Here is a 15,730-nt window from a genome sequence, read left to right on the forward strand (position 1 = left end):
GGTGGCGGATGCGTTTTCGCGCAGGGCCTCTTTTTAGCCCATCGGCCCGTTGCAATCCAGAGGCGCGGGCGATTATGCCCCAAGAGCCGGCCCAGAAGGTTTCACGGTCGGTTTTTTCATGAATGTACAAGGGAGCGACATCCTGATGAATGCAAGTCCAACCTACCGCTCGCGTTTGCAGGTCGTCACGCTGCTGATGCTGGCCACGTTGCTGACCGCCTGCGGCATCAACAACATCCCGACCCTCGACGAACAGGCCAAGGCCGCCTGGGGCCAGGTGCAGAACCAGTATCAGCGGCGCGCCGACCTGATTCCCAACCTGGTGGAAACGGTCAAGGGCTACGCAAAACATGAAGAAGAGACCCTGACCGCGGTCATTGAGGCCCGGGCCAAGGCGACGTCGATCCAGGTGGATGCCTCGACCCTCGACAACCCGGAAAAACTCAAGCAGTACCAACAGGCTCAGGATCAGCTCAGTGGCGCCTTGAGCCGTTTGATGGTGGTCTCCGAGCGTTATCCGGACCTCAAGGCCAACCAGAACTTCCTCGCCCTGCAATCGCAGCTCGAAGGCACCGAGAACCGCATCAGCGTGGCCCGGCGCGATTTCATCCTCGCGGTGCAGAAATACAACACCGAGATCCGCACCTTTCCCGGTCGCCTGTGGCACACGGTGATGTACAGCGACCTGCCGGTGCGTGAGACCTTCGAAGCCACGCCGGGCTCGGAAAAGGCCCCGCAAGTCAAATTCTGAAGCAACCCTGTAGGAGCTGCCGAAGGCTGCGATCTTTTGACTTTATTTTGTAGAAGCAAGATCAAAAGATCGCAGCCTGCGGCAGCTCCTACAGACCAGGTTCGGGATGGAAGAGGTAGCCAATGCGCGTGTTGAAAGCGGGCCTGATGCTGTTGTTGTGGGTGGTGGCGATCACGGCCCGGGCCGAACTGAGTTTTCCGGCGCTGACCGGGCGGGTGGTCGACAACGCGCAGATGATCGAGCCCGTGGTGCGCGAGCAGCTCAACCAACAGCTTCAGGCCCATGAACAGGCCACCGGAGAGCAGCTTGTGGTCGTGACGTTGCCGGACCTGCAGGGCACCGACATCGCCGACTTCGGTTACCAGCTCGGCCGCCACTGGGGGATCGGGCAGAAGGACAAGAACAACGGCGCCCTGCTGATCGTCGCCCGGAACGAGCGCCGATTGCGTATCGAAGTCGGCTATGGCCTGGAGGATCGCCTGACCGACGCCCAGAGTTCAGTGATCATCAACCAGGTCATCACCCCGGCATTCAAGACCGGCAACTTCAGTAAAGGCATCAGCGACGGCGTGGCGGCGATGCTGGTGGTGCTGGGTGGCAATCCCCTGGACGAACCCTCCACGGCGTATGAATCCAGAGGCGATCCAGGGGACGATTTTGTCTCGCGGCATCCCGGGTTGCTGGTGTTTTTGGTGATGCTGTTCATCCTGACTGTTTTTGTGTGTCAGATGCTCGGTATCCTTCCCGCCGGCCGGGGCGGCTCCGGAGGATCCGGGGGCGGCTTTGGCGGTGGCGGGTTTGGCGGCGGCGGTGGAGGTGGAGGCTTCAGCGGCGGTGGAGGCAGTTTCGGCGGGGGCGGTTCGTCCGGCGGCTGGTGATAATAAAAATGAGCAGGCATTTCACGACATGGCATTACTGACTGAACACGAACAACGCAAAGTCGCCGAGGCAATCGCCCGGGTCGAGCGCGACACCGACGCAGAGCTGGTGACCGTGCTCGCGGCCCGCGCCGACGACTATGCGTACATCCCGTTGCTGTGGGCCAGCCTGCTGGCGCTGCTGGTGCCGGGCATCGTGCATTACCTCACCGGCTGGCTGACCATGCACAGCCTGCTGCTGGTGCAATGGGCCATCTTCATCGTCCTGTGCCTGGTGTTCCGTCTGCCGAAAGTCACTACCCATCTGGTCCCGCGCTCGGTGCGCCACTGGCGCGCCTCGAACCTGGCGCGCCGGCAGTTCCTGGAGCAGAACCTGCACCACACCGAAGGCAGCACCGGTGTACTGATTTTCGTCTCCGAAGCCGAGCGTTATGTGGAGATTCTGGTGGATGAAGGCATTTCCCGTCGTCTGGACAACAAGAACTGGGATGCCATCGTCGCCACCTTCACCCAACAGGTGAAGCAGGGGCAGACGTTGCAGGGTTTTGTCAGCTGCGTCGAAGCCTGCGGCGAGCTGCTCAAGGTGCACGTGCCCGTGACCCATGTACGCAATGAACTGCCGAACCGCTTGGTGGTACTCGGCTAAGTCCTCTCAGGTGTTGTGTAGCGCTCGCCGCTACAACTCCCGCCAATTGTCCGGGTTCGGCCTTGTCGTCAGTATTTCTCTCCAACAGTGGACGCCCAGCGACGGGCGTTCCCGCGAAGAGGGATTCTTATGGCAACCCGACAATCGATTGACTCTTTGGCACAGGCAGCCAAGGGCGCTGAGGGAAGTAAGCCCAAGGCGAAACTGACGGCGAAAGAAACGCAAATCCTGATGTGGTGTTTCAAGGGCAAAACTTCCTGGGAAATCGCCAGGATCGAGAATTGCACGGAATCTACCGTCAACTTTCACTTCGCCAATATTCGCCGAAAGTTCGACGTCAGCTCGCGCACGTGCGCATTGCTCAGGGCGATCGAGTCGGGAGCGATCCAGGTGGACTCGGTTGTTGCGCGAGGTGCGCATGAGCCTGACTGATTCGGCCTACAACGGTATCAATGGGCTCATGTTGGGAATGGGCATTGCAACGCTGCCAGTGGTCAATGGCGAGGTACTGTTCGGTGCGATGCTCGGCGCGTGGCTGGTCACCACCACACGCACCAGCTTCAAGGCCTGGCAGCGCATCGGTTCCTGGTTGCTGTCTGCGGGCGTCGGTTACCTCTTTACGCCTGTCGCACATCCACTGGCGCCATTCCTGACAGAGGGTGTAACGGCCTTTCTTTGCGCGCTGATCGTTATTCCTATCAGCATCAAATTCATGCAATGGATCGATGGTGCCGGTATCGGCGAAATCATTCGACACCTGAGAGGACGAAGATGAGGATCGTGAATGGGATTGCCTTGATAACCGGGACGGGCGTTTCTTGAAGCCATGCAACTTCGGATGACACCGTTCATCAGGTTTCATTCGAAGGTTTGAGTGTTGCCAGGATAGCGGCCATTTCGGAAAGCCTGAGTTCCATATCACGCAGTCGTTGTTTTTCCTCGAGTGCGTTTTGTATGGCGCCGCGATCGTTTTCATCGAGCATTCGCCAGAGCGCGAGAATGGTGTTTTCCCGTGTCGTGCTTTCCTGAGCGGTCTGCGAAGAATCAGTAACTGCTTGCCTCAGAATCGGCCCTTCGCCCAGCAACAACCAGTCAAGGGATATTCCCCGGGTTTGCGCGATTTCTACGCATAATGAGTATGGTGTGCTGTCGCGGCCTCGCCAGCTACTAAGGGTTTGTGGACTGATCTGTAGTGCGGAAGATAAAGAAGCATCGGTTTTTGTGCCGGTAACTTGCTTTAGACGAGCCAGAACAGCTTGTGATTTTTTGCTACGCAATTTGAGCCTCTTCCTTTTGACATATGCTTTTTGAGTGCCTAATTTATGCGTAATGAGTACTTTTTTTCTTGTAAGTAATCAATCATCAAAGATGAGTCAGAAGAATACGATGTCGAAACTTCCTAATGGTATCAGGGTGATTTCCTACGAGCATGGCTCGACCCCATTACGCGTCTGCCCGAAGCAGTTCCTTATGCCTGGCAGACACTGTTCGCAAGCCCGGAGCGCCGCGATGAACGCCTCAAGCAGTATTGCGTTTGATCAGGTTGATTGCCACCCAATGACCCTCGGGATTCAAGCATGAGTACTTATAAAATGGTGTGCCCGCACTGCTTGAGCCGGATGCGCATCCGCACCAGCGAAGGCCGACATATTTTCCTGCGGGTGGCGTATCTGCAATGCACGTCGGAAGCTTGCGGTTGGTCCGTACGTGCCGAATTTGAAATGACCCATGAGCTTTCGCCCAGTGGCATGCCCAATCCGGCCGTACGCCTGCCTTGCGCCGGACCCGATTTGCGCCGTGCCTCCCGGCCTGTTGCCGTCAGTCCTGGCACGACAGAAGTGTCGCAGGAGACGTGAGCATGAAGGTCATCAATGAAAATGCAGATTTGAATGAGGAGCTATTGGCTATTGCCCAGGCGTTTCTGGGGCGTCATGAAAGTGAAGGGGGGATCGATGATCAAGTCCTGTTTTGTCGCGCGGTGAAGCATCTGCAGAATATGGATGTACCGATGTTCCTGGCGGAAAGGTTGGTTAGCCGTGCCTATGGCGTACTCAAGTCGTGCAACGACCGTCGGCGCCTGGACATCGATGCAAGTTCCGAAACGGTCGCCGTGGTGACGGACCCTGCCAATGGCCTGACCTGGGCAGTGCCAGTGGGACTGATTGTCAAACACATCATCAATTCACCGAACAATCGCAAGCTACGCCTGGTGGAACCCTGAGGCTTCAACGCTTGTATCGAGGTCCTGGGCTGCGTGACTGGGACCTGCCACAAAATAACCCCGTGCCCAAAGTCCTCGTCCCCCTTAAAATACCGGCATTCTCCGATTTGTATCGCCTGAGGCCGTTTTTTCATGTCCGTCACCGCCACTCCCGCCAGCCTCGCGCCGGATCATCACGCCCAGTTCATCGAACTGCTGCAAGCCAGCCTCGAGCACAATGCGTTCATCAAACTGGTGCTGGCCAAGTATGTGGGCGATGAAACGGACCTGCAGCGGATCATCATCAAGCCGGTGACGGTCAAGGCGCAGCCTTGCCTGTCTTTCGTCTATCGCTACAAGACCCGCGATATCACCAAGAACCTGCCGCTGGCCGAAGGCGTGGCGAGCATTGCCGGGTTGCTGCCGGCGTCGTTCAAAAATGCGCATTTGTTGTCGTTGACCGACGAAGCCCAGCTCGAATACAGCAAAAAGGGCAAGTCATCGCTGTTCAAGAGCAAACCTCAGCAATTGCGCGAAGTGCCATCGGCCGAGCACAACCGTGAGAAAAACCGTTTTCTTGACCTGGGCCGGCCGTTTCTCGCCGACCTTGGAGTGACCAACAAGCAGCATGAACTGATCCCGGCGATGTCGCGCAAGTGGAAGCAGATCAACAAGTTCATCGAAGTGTTCAGCCATGCACTGACCTCGTCACCCCTGGCGCTGGACAAACCGGTGCGCGTGGCGGACTTCGGTTCGGGCAAGGGTTACCTGACCTTCGCCATCCACGATTACCTGCGCAACACCTTGAAGGCCGAAGGCGAGGTGACCGGCGTCGAGCTGCGTGAAGACATGGTTACCCTGTGCAACGCCGCAGCCGCCAGGCTTGAACACCCCGGCCTGGTGTTCAAGTGCGGTGACGTGCGCAGCGTGGCACCGAGCGAGCTGGACGTGATGATCGCCCTGCATGCCTGCGATATCGCCACCGACTATGCGATCCACACCGGTATCCGTTCCGGTGCTTCGATCATCATGTGCTCGCCGTGCTGCCACAAACAGATCCGCCTGCAAATCCAGAGCCCGGCGCTGCTCAAGCCGATGCTGCAATACGGCTTGCACCTGGGTCAGCAGGCGGAGATGGTCACCGACAGTTTGCGCGCGTTGTTCCTGGAGGCCTGCGGCTACGAGACCAAGGTGTTCGAGTTCATCTCGCTGGACCACACCAACAAGAACAAGATGATCCTGGCGGTCAAGCGCGCCGAGCCGGTGGAACCGGCCCAGCTATTGGCGAAGATTCAGGAACTGAAGGATTTCTACCACATCAGCGAGCATTGCCTGGAAACGTTGCTGCGCGCGGACGGCTACCTCTGATTCTGTGGGAGCGGGCTTGCTCGCGAAGGCGTTGGGTCAGTCGATATTGATGTTGAATGTGGCGCCGCATTCGCGAGCAAGCCCGCTCCCACACTGGGTTTGACCGCTGTCTTGCGCCCCAGCATCACTGTCACGATCACCCCACCGGCAAACAGCCAGGTGATCGGCTCCACATGTTCACCGAAGAACAACGCCGAGAAGGCGATGGTGAAGAAGATCTGCAGCAACTGAATCTGGCTGACCCGGGCAATGCCGCCCATGGCCAGCCCGGCGTACCAGGCGAAGAAGCCGATGAACTGCGAAAACAGCGAGACATAACCGAAGGCCCACCAGGTCCTGGCGGAAATCCCGCCCTGGTGTTGCAGTGCCAGATACACCACCGGGCCGATCAACAGCGGCGTCGACAGTACCAGCGCCCAGCAGATCACCTGCCAGCCGCCCATCTCCCTGGCCAGTCGGCCTCCCTCGGCGTAGCCCAGCCCGCCCACGGCAATGGCGCCAAGCATCAGCAGGTCACCGGCCTGAATGCTGCCGGCACCGCTGATCAGCGCATAACCGAGCACCAGCGCACTGCCCAATGCGGCGCAGGCCCAGAAGGCTTTCGAAGGTCGTTCATGGGACAACCACGCGGCGTACAGCGCCACGCACAACGGCTGCAAGCCGTTGACCAGCGCACCGTGGGACGCCGGCAAGGTTTGCATGGCCCAGGCCGACAACACCGGGAAACCGAGGATCACCCCGGCCATCACCAGCGTCAGGCCTTTGACCTGCTTCCAGGTCGGCCATTTTTCCCGGCGCCAGAGCAACAGCAATGCCGCCGGAACCGCCGCAAACATTGCCCGGCCCAGACCGTTGAGCAACGGGTGGAGTTCCTGCACGACGATCCGCGTGAAGGGCAGGGTGAGGCTGAAGATCACAACGCCGAGCAGGCCCAGGGCCATGCCGGTGTTTTCGCGCGAGGACATGATGGCAACCAGAATCGTGGGTGATGGGAGATGCCTTCATCTAGCCATAAATGCTGGCTTTCGAGCTGTTACAGCTAGGTGCAGAGTTATCCGTACAGTTTGCGAGTAATGCGAGCACCGCGTAGGAGCTGCCGAAGGCTGCGATCTTTTGATCTTGCTTTTAAATTCGCGGCTAAACGGATCACTGAAGATCAAGATCAAGATCAAGATCAAAAGATCGCAGCCTTCGGCAGCTCCTACGGGGTTGTATGTGTTCGTAGTAGCCGGTTGTTACCCGGCCCACCGGATAAGGACTACCTTGAATACTCCTGCACGCCCACTTCCAGAGGAGTCCTCCCCATGGCTGCGAAAAAAATTCTGATGCTGGTTGGTGATTACGTCGAAGACTATGAGGTGATGGTGCCGTTCCAGGCGCTGCTGATGGTCGGTCACACGGTGCACGCCGTTTGTCCGGACAAAACCGCTGGCCAGACCGTGCGCACGGCGATCCATGACTTTGAAGGCGACCAGACCTACAGCGAAAAGCCCGGTCACCTGTTTGCCCTCAACTTCGACTTCGCCAAGGTCAACGCTGCCGATTATGACGCGGTGCTGATTCCGGGCGGCCGTGCGCCGGAGTATCTGCGCCTGAACGAAAAGGTCCTGGAACTGGTGCGCGCATTCGACCAGGCCGGCAAGCCGATCGCCGCTGTATGCCATGGCGCGCAGTTGCTGGCGGCAGCGGGTATTCTCGAAGGCCGCGAATGCAGCGCTTATCCGGCCTGCGCTCCGGAAGTGCGCCTGGCGGGCGGTACCTATATCGACATCCCGGTGACGGACGGCCATGTTCAGGGCAATCTGGCCACGGCGCCGGCCTGGCCTGCGCACCCGAACTGGCTGGCCGGTTTCCTGGGGTTGCTGGGTACCAAAATCACGCTGTAACGAGGGACATGTCCATGTGCGAGCTGTACGTCAAAGCCGACCCGATTCTTTACGAATCGCGCTCCCGCTCGCTGCGCATCTGCGGGGTGGTCACCACCCTGCGCCTGGAGAATCAGTTCTGGGACATCCTCAGCGAAATCGCCGAGGTCGACGGCATGACCACCAATCAGTTGATCGCCAAGCTGTATGAAGAGGTGATGGACTATCGCGGCGAGGTGGTCAATTTTGCTTCGTTCCTGCGGGTGAGCTGTACGCGGTATCTGAGCCAGCGGCGGACGCAGGCGCCGGAGTTGTCGGTGGTGCGGGCAGTGGTGAAGTAGTCAAAACTGCGTCGGCCCCTTCGCGAGCAAGCCCGCTCCCACAGGTTCAATATGATCCCTGTGGGAGCGGGCTTGCTCGCGAAGGGGCCGGTACAGGCGACAGAAGCCAGGGGCTGGTCTTTACTGTGAAGCGCGCAACCTCTCAATCGCCAAGGAGAAACAGCATGTCCGGATGGTATGAAGTGAGCAAAAGCAGCAATGGCCAGTTCAGGTTTGTCCTCAAGGCCGCCAACGCCGAGACCATACTGACCAGCGAGCTGTACACCACCCACGCCGCCGCCGACAAAGGCATCGCCTCGGTCCAGGCCAACAGCCCGCTGGGTGAGCGCTACGAGAAAAAAACCACCAAGGACGGCCACCCGTATTTCAACCTCAAGGCGGGTAACCACGAGATCATCGGCAGCAGCGAAACCTATTCCTCCGACGCCGCCATGGAGAAAGGTATCGCCAGCGTGAAGGCCAACGGCCCGACCAAGGTGGTCAAGGACAAGACGCTGCCGGTGCTTTGAGATCAACGCACATCCCCTGTGGGAGCGGGCTTGCTCGCGAAGACGGTGCAACATTCAATAAATATGCTGAATGTGACGGCCTCTTCGCGAGCAAGCCCGCTCCCACATTTTTTGGTTTTGTGTGTGGCTGAGAATCAGCGCAGGGTTTTCAACAGCTCTTGCAACTGAGCACAACCCGCCTCACCCAACGGGAACACCGGCAACCGTGGATCCCCCACCTCCAGACCCGTTGCCCGCAAACCCGCCTTGATCGTCGCCGGCAAGCCACCCTTGAGGATGAAATCCAGCAGTGGCAACTGGCGGTAGAACAGCTCCCGGGCCTTGGCCAAATCGTTGGCCAGCACCGCTTCATACAAATCCAGATTGAGCTGCGGAATGAGGTTCGGCGCAGCGGTGCACCAGCCTTTCGCGCCAGCGGCAAAGGCCTCCAGGGCCAACGGATTGCAGCCGTTATAGAACGGCACCTGGCCGTCGCCGAGACGTTGCAGTTGATGCATGCGCTGGATATCGCCGGTGCTCTCCTTGACCATGGTTACGTTTTCCACGGCCTTGACGATGCGCAGGATCAGGTCCACCGACATATCGGTGCCGCTGGTGGCCGGGTTGTTGTAGAGCATGATCGGCACGCCGATGCTGTCGCCGATGGCGCGGTAATGGGCAAGGATTTCCGCTTCACTGAGTTTCCAGTAGGACGCGGGCAGCACCATCACCACATCGGCGCCATGGGCTTCGGCGAAGCGCGCACGACGCACCGCTTTGGCGGTGGTCAGGTCGGACACGCTGACGACGGTCGGCACGCGTTTGGCCACGTGCCTGATACTGAATTCGCTGACCTGATCCCACTCCGCGTCGCTCAGGTAGGCACCTTCACCGGTGCTGCCCAGCGGTGCGATGGCGTGCACGCCGCTCTCGATCAGGCGGTTGATGGAGCGTCCGAGGGCGTCCAGGTCAACGCCTTCGCCATGGGCGGTGAAAGGGGTGATGGTGTAGCCGATGATGCCGTGAATGTTTGCGCTGGACATGGTGTCTCTCCGTTCAAAAAGGTCTGGGGTCAGTTCAGGCAATCGGCGTGTTGGCGCAGGCTCTGCCGGGCGTAGTAGTTGAAAGCGGCGGCGTGACGTTTCGGCCGGGCGATCCAGTCATGGGCTTCGCGGCCCAGCGCGGGGATGATCGGCTTGATGGTCCCCCCGCTCATCGCCAACAGTTGTAGCTTCGCGGCACGTTCGATCAGTTGCGCGATGACACAGGCTTCCTCGATGGTGTTGCCGGTGGACAATTGGCCGTGGTGCGAAAGCAGGATCGCCCGTTTGTCGCCCAGTGCCCCGGCAATCAACTCGCCTTCCTCGTTGCCCACCGGCACACCCGGCCAGCCTTCGAGAAACGCGCAGTCGTCATAGAGCGGGCAGAGGTCCATGTGGGAAATCTGCAGCGGCACCTCAAGCATCGACAAGGCTGCAACGTGGGTCGGATGGGTGTGGATGATGCAGTTCACATCCGGACGGGCGCGGTATACCCAGCTGTGAAAACGATTGGCCGGGTTGGGCATGCCGTGGCCTTCGAGCACCTCCAGGTCTTCGTTGACCAGCAGCAGGTTGCCCGCGGTGATTTCGTCGAAACCCAGGCCCAGTTGTTGAGTGTAGTAAGTGCCGGGCTGCGGGCCACGGGCGGTGATTTGCCCGGCAAGACCGGAATCGTGACCGTGCTCGAACAGAATGCGGCAGGTCAGGGCCAGCTTTTGCCGGGCGGTCCACGTATTATCCGCCAGGGTATTTTGCATTTGGCTCAGCGCGTGCTTGACCAGTTGCTCTTTGGGCAGTGCTAATGTCTTGGCCATATCGGTGTCCTTTGGGTGATTCAATGGACGTCGGGTTTGCCGCTCACCGGTTCCTCGCAAAGTCGTCGGTGAGCGCAAATGACACTAAAGAGCCTAAATGACACTTTGTGTCATTAGCAAGGACAAATCGTCGCCTCCTTGATGGATTAATTGCTCCACATGTCTATCCGTTTGAAATTACTAAGAAAAAAACTTGGCGTGACGTTGGAAGCGCTGGCCGAACAATCCGGCATGACCAAGAGTTACCTGTCGAAAGTCGAGCGCGGGTTGAACACGCCATCGATTGCGGCGGCGTTGAAACTGGCCAAGGCGCTGAACGTGAAGGTCGAGGAATTGTTCTCTGAGGACAACGCCAGCCTCGACAGCTACAGCCTGGTGCGCAGCCACGAACGGCAACCTTTGGGGGCCAGTGGCAACAATCCGGGTTACGCGGTGCTGGCCCATCAGGTCAGTGAACGCAGCCTGCTGCCGTTCATCATTTACCCGCCGGCGGAGTTCACCGACAAGACCTTCAAGGAGCATCTGGGCGAGGAGTTTCTGTTCGTCCACGAGGGGCGGGTGGAAGTGGACTTCATGAACGAGCGCGTGCTGCTCGATCGTGGCGATGCGCTGCACTTCAATGCGCAAAAACCGCACCGGATTCGTTCGGTGGGTGAGGTACAGGCGCAGTTGCTGGTGGTGGTGCATAGCACCGAGGAATGAGTTGACTGTAAAAGCTTCGCGAGCAAGCCCGCTCCCACATGGGATTTGTGAATGACACAGATCCCATGTGGGAGCGGGCTTGCTCGCGAAAGCGTCAGATCGGTCAGTACTAAACTTCGACTGGAACCGATAACTTGGGGCCACCCAACGCATGGCTCTTGGAATCAAAAAACCGCAACTCAACCCCCGTCCCCTCAAACACCTTCGCGTAATGCCGCTTCTGGTGCTGGATGAAGGCCTTGCTGCGCGGGTAAATCGAGATCGCCAGCACCTGCGGTTTCGCCAGGCGCAAGGCGTGGATGATGTGGCTGTCCTGCTCCCCCAGCGCATGGCCGAAGATGCACAGCGCCTGGTCGTGACCGAGCAATTGCTCGTAGCAGAACGACAGATAGTCCGAACTGCGGATGGTCTTGAGCTTGTCCGTACTCGGCCCTTCGTTGACGAACAGTGGCACGTCGTCGAGGGTCTTGATCGTGTTGTTGATTGCGAAGTTGCCCAGCAACGTGCCCTCGGTCGACATTAACTTGCGCGCCGTGCCGTCCTGGTTGCGCACCAGGTGCAGACCGCCGTGCAGGTACAGCAAACGGGTTTTGTCGGTGGCCGTGTCGCTCAGATCGAAAGCGGGTTCGGCCCCCTGGAACAGATCGGTGATCGCCTCGGGCTGGTGTTGCACCGCCCAGTAGTTGATGAGGTCGTAATTGGTGGTGAACACCGTGCGGTAGCGGGCCAGTTCCTGATTGATCGTCGCCAGCGTCGAAGGCACCACCAATCGCCACGGGATATGCACCGCATGTACGGTGTTGATCAGCGCTTCCTTGATCGCGTAATAGCGATTACGCGGGGCGGCGGAGCTGACGGCCAGGGCCTTGTTGACCCGGCTGGTGGTTTTCAACGCGCTCAGTACCTGCTCGAAACTGCGGGTCTGCATCGCGTCGAACACGCTCAGCTCGGACGGGCTCAGGGGTTTTTCTTCAACGGTGCGGGCATTTTCGAACAGCGACTCGTAGCCGAAATCGTCCCATACCGCGCGACTGGCACCGTTGCCCACCAGCAAAGCACTGAACGAAGCGGTGCTGCGCAAGGCGTTCCAGTCTTCAAGTTGGGCATCGACATCCTGGAAATCGGTCATTGCGGTCTTCGTCTCACGGCAAAAGGTCTTTGGGCGGCGACTTTATCACGACCGGCTGCCCGACCACGGCACGACGCGGGCGAAGAACGTTATGCTGCGACTTCGCCCGAGCCGAATTCGCCGAGTACCCGATGCTGCAAAAAAGCCTGATCCGCCGTCTCGACCTGATCACTCTGCAACTGTTCGTCGCCGTCCATGAAGAGGGCACGCTGACCCGTGCCGCGTCGCGCGAGGCAATTGCCGTCTCGGCGGCGAGCAAGCGCTTGATGGAGCTGGAGGAGGCGCTGGGCATCAGCCTGTTCGTGCGCCAGGCCAAGGGCATGTCCCTGACACCGGCGGGTGAAACCCTGCTGCACCATGCCCGGCAGATGCTGTTCAACGTCGAGAAAATGGGCCTCGAACTGGGCGAGCACAGCCACGGGGTGCGTGGCTATGTACGGATGCTCGCCAACCTGTCCGCGATCATTCAGTTTTTGCCCGAGGACCTGCGGGATTTTTCCGAGCGTCACCCACAGGTCAAGACCGACCTCGAAGAACGCCCCAGCGCCGGGGTGATTCAGGGCGTGCTCGACGGGGTGGCCGACCTCGGCATCTGTTCCATCGACAGCGACATCAAGGGCCTGCACAGCGTGCTGTATCGCCAGGACAAACTGGTGGTGCTGATGCCGCCGCACCATCCCTTGGCGAACCGGTCGAGCGTGGCGTTCGCCGATACGCTGGGCAGCGATTACGTTGGGTTGCATGCCGCCAGTTCGATCAACATGCGTACCCATGCAGCGGCCCGCGAAGCCGGCAAGATGTTGCGGGTGCGCATTCATGTGCCGGGGTTCGATGCCATGTGCCGCATGGTCCAGGCCAACATGGGGATCGGCATCCTTCCGCAGCGGGCCTATGAATTGTTTGGCCGGGCGCTGGGTTTGCACGCGGTGCCGTTGACGGACGAATGGTCCGATCGGGCGTTGATTCTGGTGGTGCGCGATGAGGCGCTGCTGTCGCCGGTGAGCCGGATGTTGTTTGAGCATTTGCGGGGGACGGTCTGAAAGTTTTTTGTTGACTGGGCCGGCCTCTTCGCGAGCAAGCCCGCTCCCACATTGGAATGCGTTCCAAATGTGGGAGCGGGCTTGCTCGCGAAGGCGGCCCTGAGGTCACAGTAATCTCCCCGGGGCGTTCGCATTTCGCTAACGCCCGTTGCCAACTGAAGGTTGGATTCATCAGGCATCAGTCCTCTAGCCTTGGCTCATATTCCAAGAACAAGAGGTACCCCGCGATGACTGCCCCCCTGAGTGCAATCAAGGTGATCGAGATCGGCACGCTGATCGCCGCGCCGTTCGCCGCGCGCATGCTGGCCGAGTTCGGCGCCGAGGTGATCAAGATCGAAGCCATGGGCCAGGGCGACCCCCTGCGCAAATGGCGCAAGCTGCACGAAGGCACCTCGCTGTGGTGGTACCTGCAATCGCGCAACAAGAAGTCCCTGGCGCTGAACCTCAAATCCCCCGAAGGCATCGAACTGGTCAAGCAATTGGCAACCAGCGCCGATGTGCTGATCGAAAACCTGCGCCCCGGCGCCCTGGAGAAACTCGGCCTTGGCTGGGACGTGTTGCACGCCCTCAACCCCAACCTGACCCTGGTGCGGATTTCCGGTTACGGCCAGACCGGCCCGTACCGCGATCGTCCGGGTTTCGGTGCCATAGGCGAGGCCATGGGCGGGATTCGCTACACCACCGGCACCCCCGGTTCGCCGCCGGCGCGGGTCGGCGTGAGCCTCGGCGATTCCCTGGCTTCGCTGCATGCGGTGATTGGTGCGCTGATGTCATTGCTGCGGGTCAAGACCGGGCAGGGCGGCGGGCAGATCGTCGATGTGTCCCTGGCCGAAAGCGTATTCAACGTCATGGAAAGCCTGGTGCCGGAATACGACATGCTCGGCCATGTGCGTGAACGCAGTGGCGGTGCCTTGCCGGGGATCGCGCCGTCCAACACCTATTTGACCGCCGATGGCGCCTACGTGGTGATTGCCGGCAACAGCGATCCGATCTACAAGCGCCTGATGCACACCATCGGCCGCGCCGATCTGGCCGAGGCGCCGGAATTCGCCCACAACGACGGGCGTGCCGCCAAAAGCAACCAGCTTGACGCCGCCATCACCCACTGGACCAGCAGCCTGCCCATCGACGAGGTGCTGGCCGCGCTGGAAGCTGCCGAAGTCCCGGCTGGACGCATCTACTCGGTGGTCGACATCGTCGCCGATCCGCACTATCAGGCGCGGGATATGCTGCTCAATGCCGAGCTGCCCGGTGGCGCCACGGTAAAAATGCCGGGCATCGTGCCGAAACTCTCCGAGACACCCGGCGGCGTGAACTGGTCCGGCCCCGGGCTGGGCCAGCACACCGACGGCATCCTCGCGCAATTGGGCCTCACCGCGATGGACATCGAACGCCTGAAAGTCGAAGGAGTGGTGCAATGATCAGCGATTATTCCGACAGCCTGATCGTGCAGGAAGTGTCCCCGCGCGACGGTCTGCAAATCGAGCCGACCTGGGTTGAAACCCACGACAAGATTGCCCTGATCGATCAACTGTCGCTGGCCGGATTCAGCCGCATCGAAGCCGGTTCGTTCGTGTCGCCCAAGGCCATTCCTGCGCTGCGCGATGGCGAGCTGGTGTTCAAGGGCATTACCCGGCAGCCGGGGGTGATCTATGTCGCCCTGATCCCCAACCTCAAGGGCGCGCAACGGGCGCTGGCGTGCAGTGCCGATGAGCTGAACCTGGTGATGTCCGCCAGCCAGACCCACAACCTGGCGAACATGCGCATGCGTTGTGAGGATTCATTGGCAGCGTTCGGCGAGATCGTGCGGTTCGTTGGCGAAAGCCCGGTGCGTCTCAATGGCAGTATCGCCACCACCTTCGGCTGCCCGTTCGAGGGCAAGATCGATGAGGACCGCGTCCTGCAAATCGTCGAGGCCTATCAGGAGCTCGGCATCCGGGGCATCACCCTGGCCGACACCACGGGCATGGCCAATCCGCGCCAGGTCGAGCGACTGGTGCGCCGGGTGCTGCAGCGGGTGTCCCCGGCGGATTTGACCCTGCATTTCCACAACACCCGTGGCCTCGGTCTGTGCAATGTGCTGGCCGCCTACGAGGCCGGTGCCCGACGTTTCGACGCCGCATTGGGTGGCCTTGGCGGCTGCCCGTTTGCACCGGGAGCCTCGGGCAACATCTGTACAGAAGACCTGGTGAACCTGTGCGATGAAGTCGGCATTCACACCGGCATCGATCTGCCGCTGCTGCTGAAACTGTCCCGAGGACTGCCGGCGCTGCTCGGCCACGAAGTACCGGGGCAACTGGCCAAGGCCGGGCGCAATTGTGACCTGCACCCCGTACCTTCCTGACCCAACTGAAAACCCTGTGGGAGCGGGCTTGCTCGCGATGACTGAGTCACAGTCAACATCAATGTTGGCTGACCCGACGCAATCGCGAGCAAGCTCGCTCCCACAGTAAAAGCACTTTCGCTG

The 15,730-nt window shown here is 60.0% G+C and carries 20 protein-coding genes; 15 read left to right on the forward strand and 5 right to left on the reverse strand.

Going from position 1 to position 15,730, the window contains the following annotated elements; all coding sequences use genetic code 11:
- The first annotated feature begins 145 nt into the window (after positions 1-145).
- The 5 genes from ACEN83_RS06125 to ACEN83_RS06145 all read left to right on the forward strand — a co-directional run bounded on the left by ACEN83_RS06125 (position 146) and on the right by ACEN83_RS06145 (position 3,050).
- The gene (locus ACEN83_RS06125; protein WP_116580384.1) at positions 146-751 is read left to right on the forward strand and encodes a LemA family protein; all 606 of its coding nucleotides are present in this window, start codon (positions 146-148) and stop codon (positions 749-751) included.
- 122 nt (positions 752-873) lie between these two features.
- Positions 874-1,629: a TPM domain-containing protein gene (locus ACEN83_RS06130; RefSeq protein WP_116580192.1), complete on the forward strand. Its 756-nt coding sequence runs from the start codon at positions 874-876 to the stop codon at positions 1,627-1,629.
- A 28-nt stretch (positions 1,630-1,657) separates the two neighbouring features.
- Positions 1,658-2,275, forward strand: a complete 618-nt coding sequence (locus ACEN83_RS06135) for a TPM domain-containing protein (protein ID WP_116580193.1) — start codon at positions 1,658-1,660, stop codon at positions 2,273-2,275.
- A 129-nt stretch (positions 2,276-2,404) separates the two neighbouring features.
- On the forward strand, positions 2,405-2,707 hold the full coding sequence (locus ACEN83_RS06140) for a helix-turn-helix domain-containing protein (RefSeq protein ID WP_116580194.1): 303 nt from the start codon (positions 2,405-2,407) through the stop codon (positions 2,705-2,707).
- Positions 2,694-3,050, forward strand: coding sequence for a putative holin (locus ACEN83_RS06145; protein WP_218476915.1), 357 nt, complete (start codon positions 2,694-2,696; stop codon positions 3,048-3,050). The genes ACEN83_RS06140 and ACEN83_RS06145 overlap by 14 nt, the downstream gene beginning before the upstream one ends.
- A 76-nt stretch (positions 3,051-3,126) precedes the next feature.
- Here the strand turns inward: ACEN83_RS06145 and ACEN83_RS06150 are convergent, their stop codons facing one another.
- Positions 3,127-3,552, reverse strand: a complete 426-nt coding sequence (locus ACEN83_RS06150) for a helix-turn-helix domain-containing protein (protein ID WP_495579770.1) — start codon at positions 3,550-3,552, stop codon at positions 3,127-3,129.
- A gap of 300 nt (positions 3,553-3,852) precedes the next feature.
- Here ACEN83_RS06150 and ACEN83_RS06155 point away from each other — a divergent pair, with 300 nt between their 5' ends.
- The 3 genes from ACEN83_RS06155 (at position 3,853) to ACEN83_RS06165 (ending at position 5,843) form a co-directional block, all read left to right on the forward strand.
- The gene (locus tag ACEN83_RS06155) at positions 3,853-4,131 is read left to right on the forward strand and encodes an Ogr/Delta-like zinc finger protein (RefSeq protein WP_007976743.1); all 279 of its coding nucleotides are present in this window, start codon (positions 3,853-3,855) and stop codon (positions 4,129-4,131) included.
- Positions 4,132-4,133: 2 nt separating this feature from the next.
- The gene (locus tag ACEN83_RS06160) at positions 4,134-4,496 is read left to right on the forward strand and encodes a hypothetical protein (protein WP_495579771.1); all 363 of its coding nucleotides are present in this window, start codon (positions 4,134-4,136) and stop codon (positions 4,494-4,496) included.
- Between the two features lie 132 nt (positions 4,497-4,628).
- On the forward strand, positions 4,629-5,843 hold the full coding sequence (locus tag ACEN83_RS06165) for a class I SAM-dependent methyltransferase (protein ID WP_495579772.1): 1,215 nt from the start codon (positions 4,629-4,631) through the stop codon (positions 5,841-5,843).
- Here the strand turns inward: ACEN83_RS06165 and ACEN83_RS06170 are convergent.
- Complete coding sequence (locus ACEN83_RS06170) at positions 5,834-6,808, reverse strand: DMT family transporter (RefSeq protein WP_495579773.1); 975 nt, start codon at positions 6,806-6,808, stop codon at positions 5,834-5,836. The genes ACEN83_RS06165 and ACEN83_RS06170 overlap by 10 nt on opposite strands.
- 339 nt (positions 6,809-7,147) lie before the next feature.
- Between ACEN83_RS06170 and ACEN83_RS06175 the strand changes: the two genes are divergently transcribed.
- From ACEN83_RS06175 to ACEN83_RS06185, 3 genes are all read left to right on the forward strand, one after another.
- Positions 7,148-7,729: a DJ-1/PfpI family protein gene (locus tag ACEN83_RS06175; protein WP_007976750.1), complete on the forward strand. Its 582-nt coding sequence runs from the start codon at positions 7,148-7,150 to the stop codon at positions 7,727-7,729.
- A 14-nt stretch (positions 7,730-7,743) separates the two neighbouring features.
- Positions 7,744-8,049 carry a ribbon-helix-helix domain-containing protein gene (locus ACEN83_RS06180; RefSeq protein WP_110662480.1) on the forward strand — a complete coding sequence of 102 codons (306 nt, stop codon included), beginning with the start codon at positions 7,744-7,746 and terminating at the stop codon, positions 8,047-8,049.
- 164 nt (positions 8,050-8,213) lie between these two features.
- Positions 8,214-8,558 (forward strand): YegP family protein, encoded by a 345-nt coding sequence (locus ACEN83_RS06185; RefSeq protein ID WP_495579774.1) that lies wholly within the window; start codon positions 8,214-8,216, stop codon positions 8,556-8,558.
- Between the two features lie 134 nt (positions 8,559-8,692).
- Here ACEN83_RS06185 and ACEN83_RS06190 read toward each other — a convergent pair whose 3' ends face one another.
- The gene (locus ACEN83_RS06190; protein WP_495579775.1) at positions 8,693-9,580 is read right to left on the reverse strand and encodes a dihydrodipicolinate synthase family protein; all 888 of its coding nucleotides are present in this window, start codon (positions 9,578-9,580) and stop codon (positions 8,693-8,695) included.
- 29 nt (positions 9,581-9,609) lie between these two features.
- Positions 9,610-10,392, reverse strand: coding sequence for an aldolase (locus ACEN83_RS06195; protein WP_495579776.1), 783 nt, complete (start codon positions 10,390-10,392; stop codon positions 9,610-9,612).
- 159 nt (positions 10,393-10,551) lie between these two features.
- Between ACEN83_RS06195 and ACEN83_RS06200 the strand changes: the two genes are divergently transcribed.
- On the forward strand, positions 10,552-11,094 hold the full coding sequence (locus ACEN83_RS06200; RefSeq protein ID WP_116580204.1) for a helix-turn-helix domain-containing protein: 543 nt from the start codon (positions 10,552-10,554) through the stop codon (positions 11,092-11,094).
- Positions 11,095-11,203: 109 nt separating this feature from the next.
- Here the strand turns inward: ACEN83_RS06200 and ACEN83_RS06205 are convergent, their stop codons facing one another.
- The gene (locus ACEN83_RS06205) at positions 11,204-12,223 is read right to left on the reverse strand and encodes a DUF4917 family protein (RefSeq protein ID WP_495579777.1); all 1,020 of its coding nucleotides are present in this window, start codon (positions 12,221-12,223) and stop codon (positions 11,204-11,206) included.
- A 131-nt stretch (positions 12,224-12,354) separates the two neighbouring features.
- Here ACEN83_RS06205 and ACEN83_RS06210 point away from each other — a divergent pair, with 131 nt between their 5' ends.
- The 3 genes from ACEN83_RS06210 (at position 12,355) to ACEN83_RS06220 (ending at position 15,607) form a co-directional block, all read left to right on the forward strand.
- A complete protein-coding gene (locus tag ACEN83_RS06210) occupies positions 12,355-13,263 on the forward strand; it encodes a LysR family transcriptional regulator (protein WP_495579778.1) in 909 nt (302 codons plus the stop codon).
- A 227-nt stretch (positions 13,264-13,490) separates the two neighbouring features.
- Entirely contained in the window at positions 13,491-14,684 is a 1,194-nt protein-coding gene (locus ACEN83_RS06215; protein WP_495579779.1) for a CaiB/BaiF CoA transferase family protein, read from the forward strand.
- Positions 14,681-15,607: a hydroxymethylglutaryl-CoA lyase gene (locus ACEN83_RS06220; protein WP_495579780.1), complete on the forward strand. Its 927-nt coding sequence runs from the start codon at positions 14,681-14,683 to the stop codon at positions 15,605-15,607. Before ACEN83_RS06215 ends, ACEN83_RS06220 begins: the two co-directional genes overlap by 4 nt.
- Positions 15,608-15,730: the final 123 nt, after the last annotated feature.

It is taken from the genome of Pseudomonas sp. Pseusp49 (assembly GCF_059491875.1).

What these genes read in the sequence shown, in the direction of transcription:
- ACEN83_RS06140 (WP_116580194.1), top strand. Translation starts at nt 2,405, where the DNA reads ATGGCAACCCGACAATCGATTGACTCTTTGGCACAGGCAGCCAAGGGC.
- ACEN83_RS06135 (WP_116580193.1), top strand. Translation starts at nt 1,658, where the DNA reads ATGGCATTACTGACTGAACACGAACAACGCAAAGTCGCCGAGGCAATC.
- ACEN83_RS06130 (WP_116580192.1), top strand. Translation starts at nt 874, where the DNA reads ATGCGCGTGTTGAAAGCGGGCCTGATGCTGTTGTTGTGGGTGGTGGCG.
- ACEN83_RS06160 (WP_495579771.1), top strand. Translation starts at nt 4,134, where the DNA reads ATGAAGGTCATCAATGAAAATGCAGATTTGAATGAGGAGCTATTGGCT.
- ACEN83_RS06165 (WP_495579772.1), top strand. Translation starts at nt 4,629, where the DNA reads ATGTCCGTCACCGCCACTCCCGCCAGCCTCGCGCCGGATCATCACGCC.
- ACEN83_RS06210 (WP_495579778.1), top strand. Translation starts at nt 12,355, where the DNA reads ATGCTGCAAAAAAGCCTGATCCGCCGTCTCGACCTGATCACTCTGCAA.
- ACEN83_RS06155 (WP_007976743.1), top strand. Translation starts at nt 3,853, where the DNA reads ATGAGTACTTATAAAATGGTGTGCCCGCACTGCTTGAGCCGGATGCGC.
- ACEN83_RS06180 (WP_110662480.1), top strand. Translation starts at nt 7,744, where the DNA reads ATGTGCGAGCTGTACGTCAAAGCCGACCCGATTCTTTACGAATCGCGC.
- ACEN83_RS06190 (WP_495579775.1), bottom strand. Translation starts at nt 9,580, where the DNA reads ATGTCCAGCGCAAACATTCACGGCATCATCGGCTACACCATCACCCCT.
- ACEN83_RS06125 (WP_116580384.1), top strand. Translation starts at nt 146, where the DNA reads ATGAATGCAAGTCCAACCTACCGCTCGCGTTTGCAGGTCGTCACGCTG.
- ACEN83_RS06170 (WP_495579773.1), bottom strand. Translation starts at nt 6,808, where the DNA reads ATGTCCTCGCGCGAAAACACCGGCATGGCCCTGGGCCTGCTCGGCGTT.
- ACEN83_RS06145 (WP_218476915.1), top strand. Translation starts at nt 2,694, where the DNA reads ATGAGCCTGACTGATTCGGCCTACAACGGTATCAATGGGCTCATGTTG.
- ACEN83_RS06205 (WP_495579777.1), bottom strand. Translation starts at nt 12,223, where the DNA reads ATGACCGATTTCCAGGATGTCGATGCCCAACTTGAAGACTGGAACGCC.
- ACEN83_RS06195 (WP_495579776.1), bottom strand. Translation starts at nt 10,392, where the DNA reads ATGGCCAAGACATTAGCACTGCCCAAAGAGCAACTGGTCAAGCACGCG.
- ACEN83_RS06200 (WP_116580204.1), top strand. Translation starts at nt 10,552, where the DNA reads ATGTCTATCCGTTTGAAATTACTAAGAAAAAAACTTGGCGTGACGTTG.
- ACEN83_RS06215 (WP_495579779.1), top strand. Translation starts at nt 13,491, where the DNA reads ATGACTGCCCCCCTGAGTGCAATCAAGGTGATCGAGATCGGCACGCTG.
- ACEN83_RS06220 (WP_495579780.1), top strand. Translation starts at nt 14,681, where the DNA reads ATGATCAGCGATTATTCCGACAGCCTGATCGTGCAGGAAGTGTCCCCG.
- ACEN83_RS06175 (WP_007976750.1), top strand. Translation starts at nt 7,148, where the DNA reads ATGGCTGCGAAAAAAATTCTGATGCTGGTTGGTGATTACGTCGAAGAC.
- ACEN83_RS06185 (WP_495579774.1), top strand. Translation starts at nt 8,214, where the DNA reads ATGTCCGGATGGTATGAAGTGAGCAAAAGCAGCAATGGCCAGTTCAGG.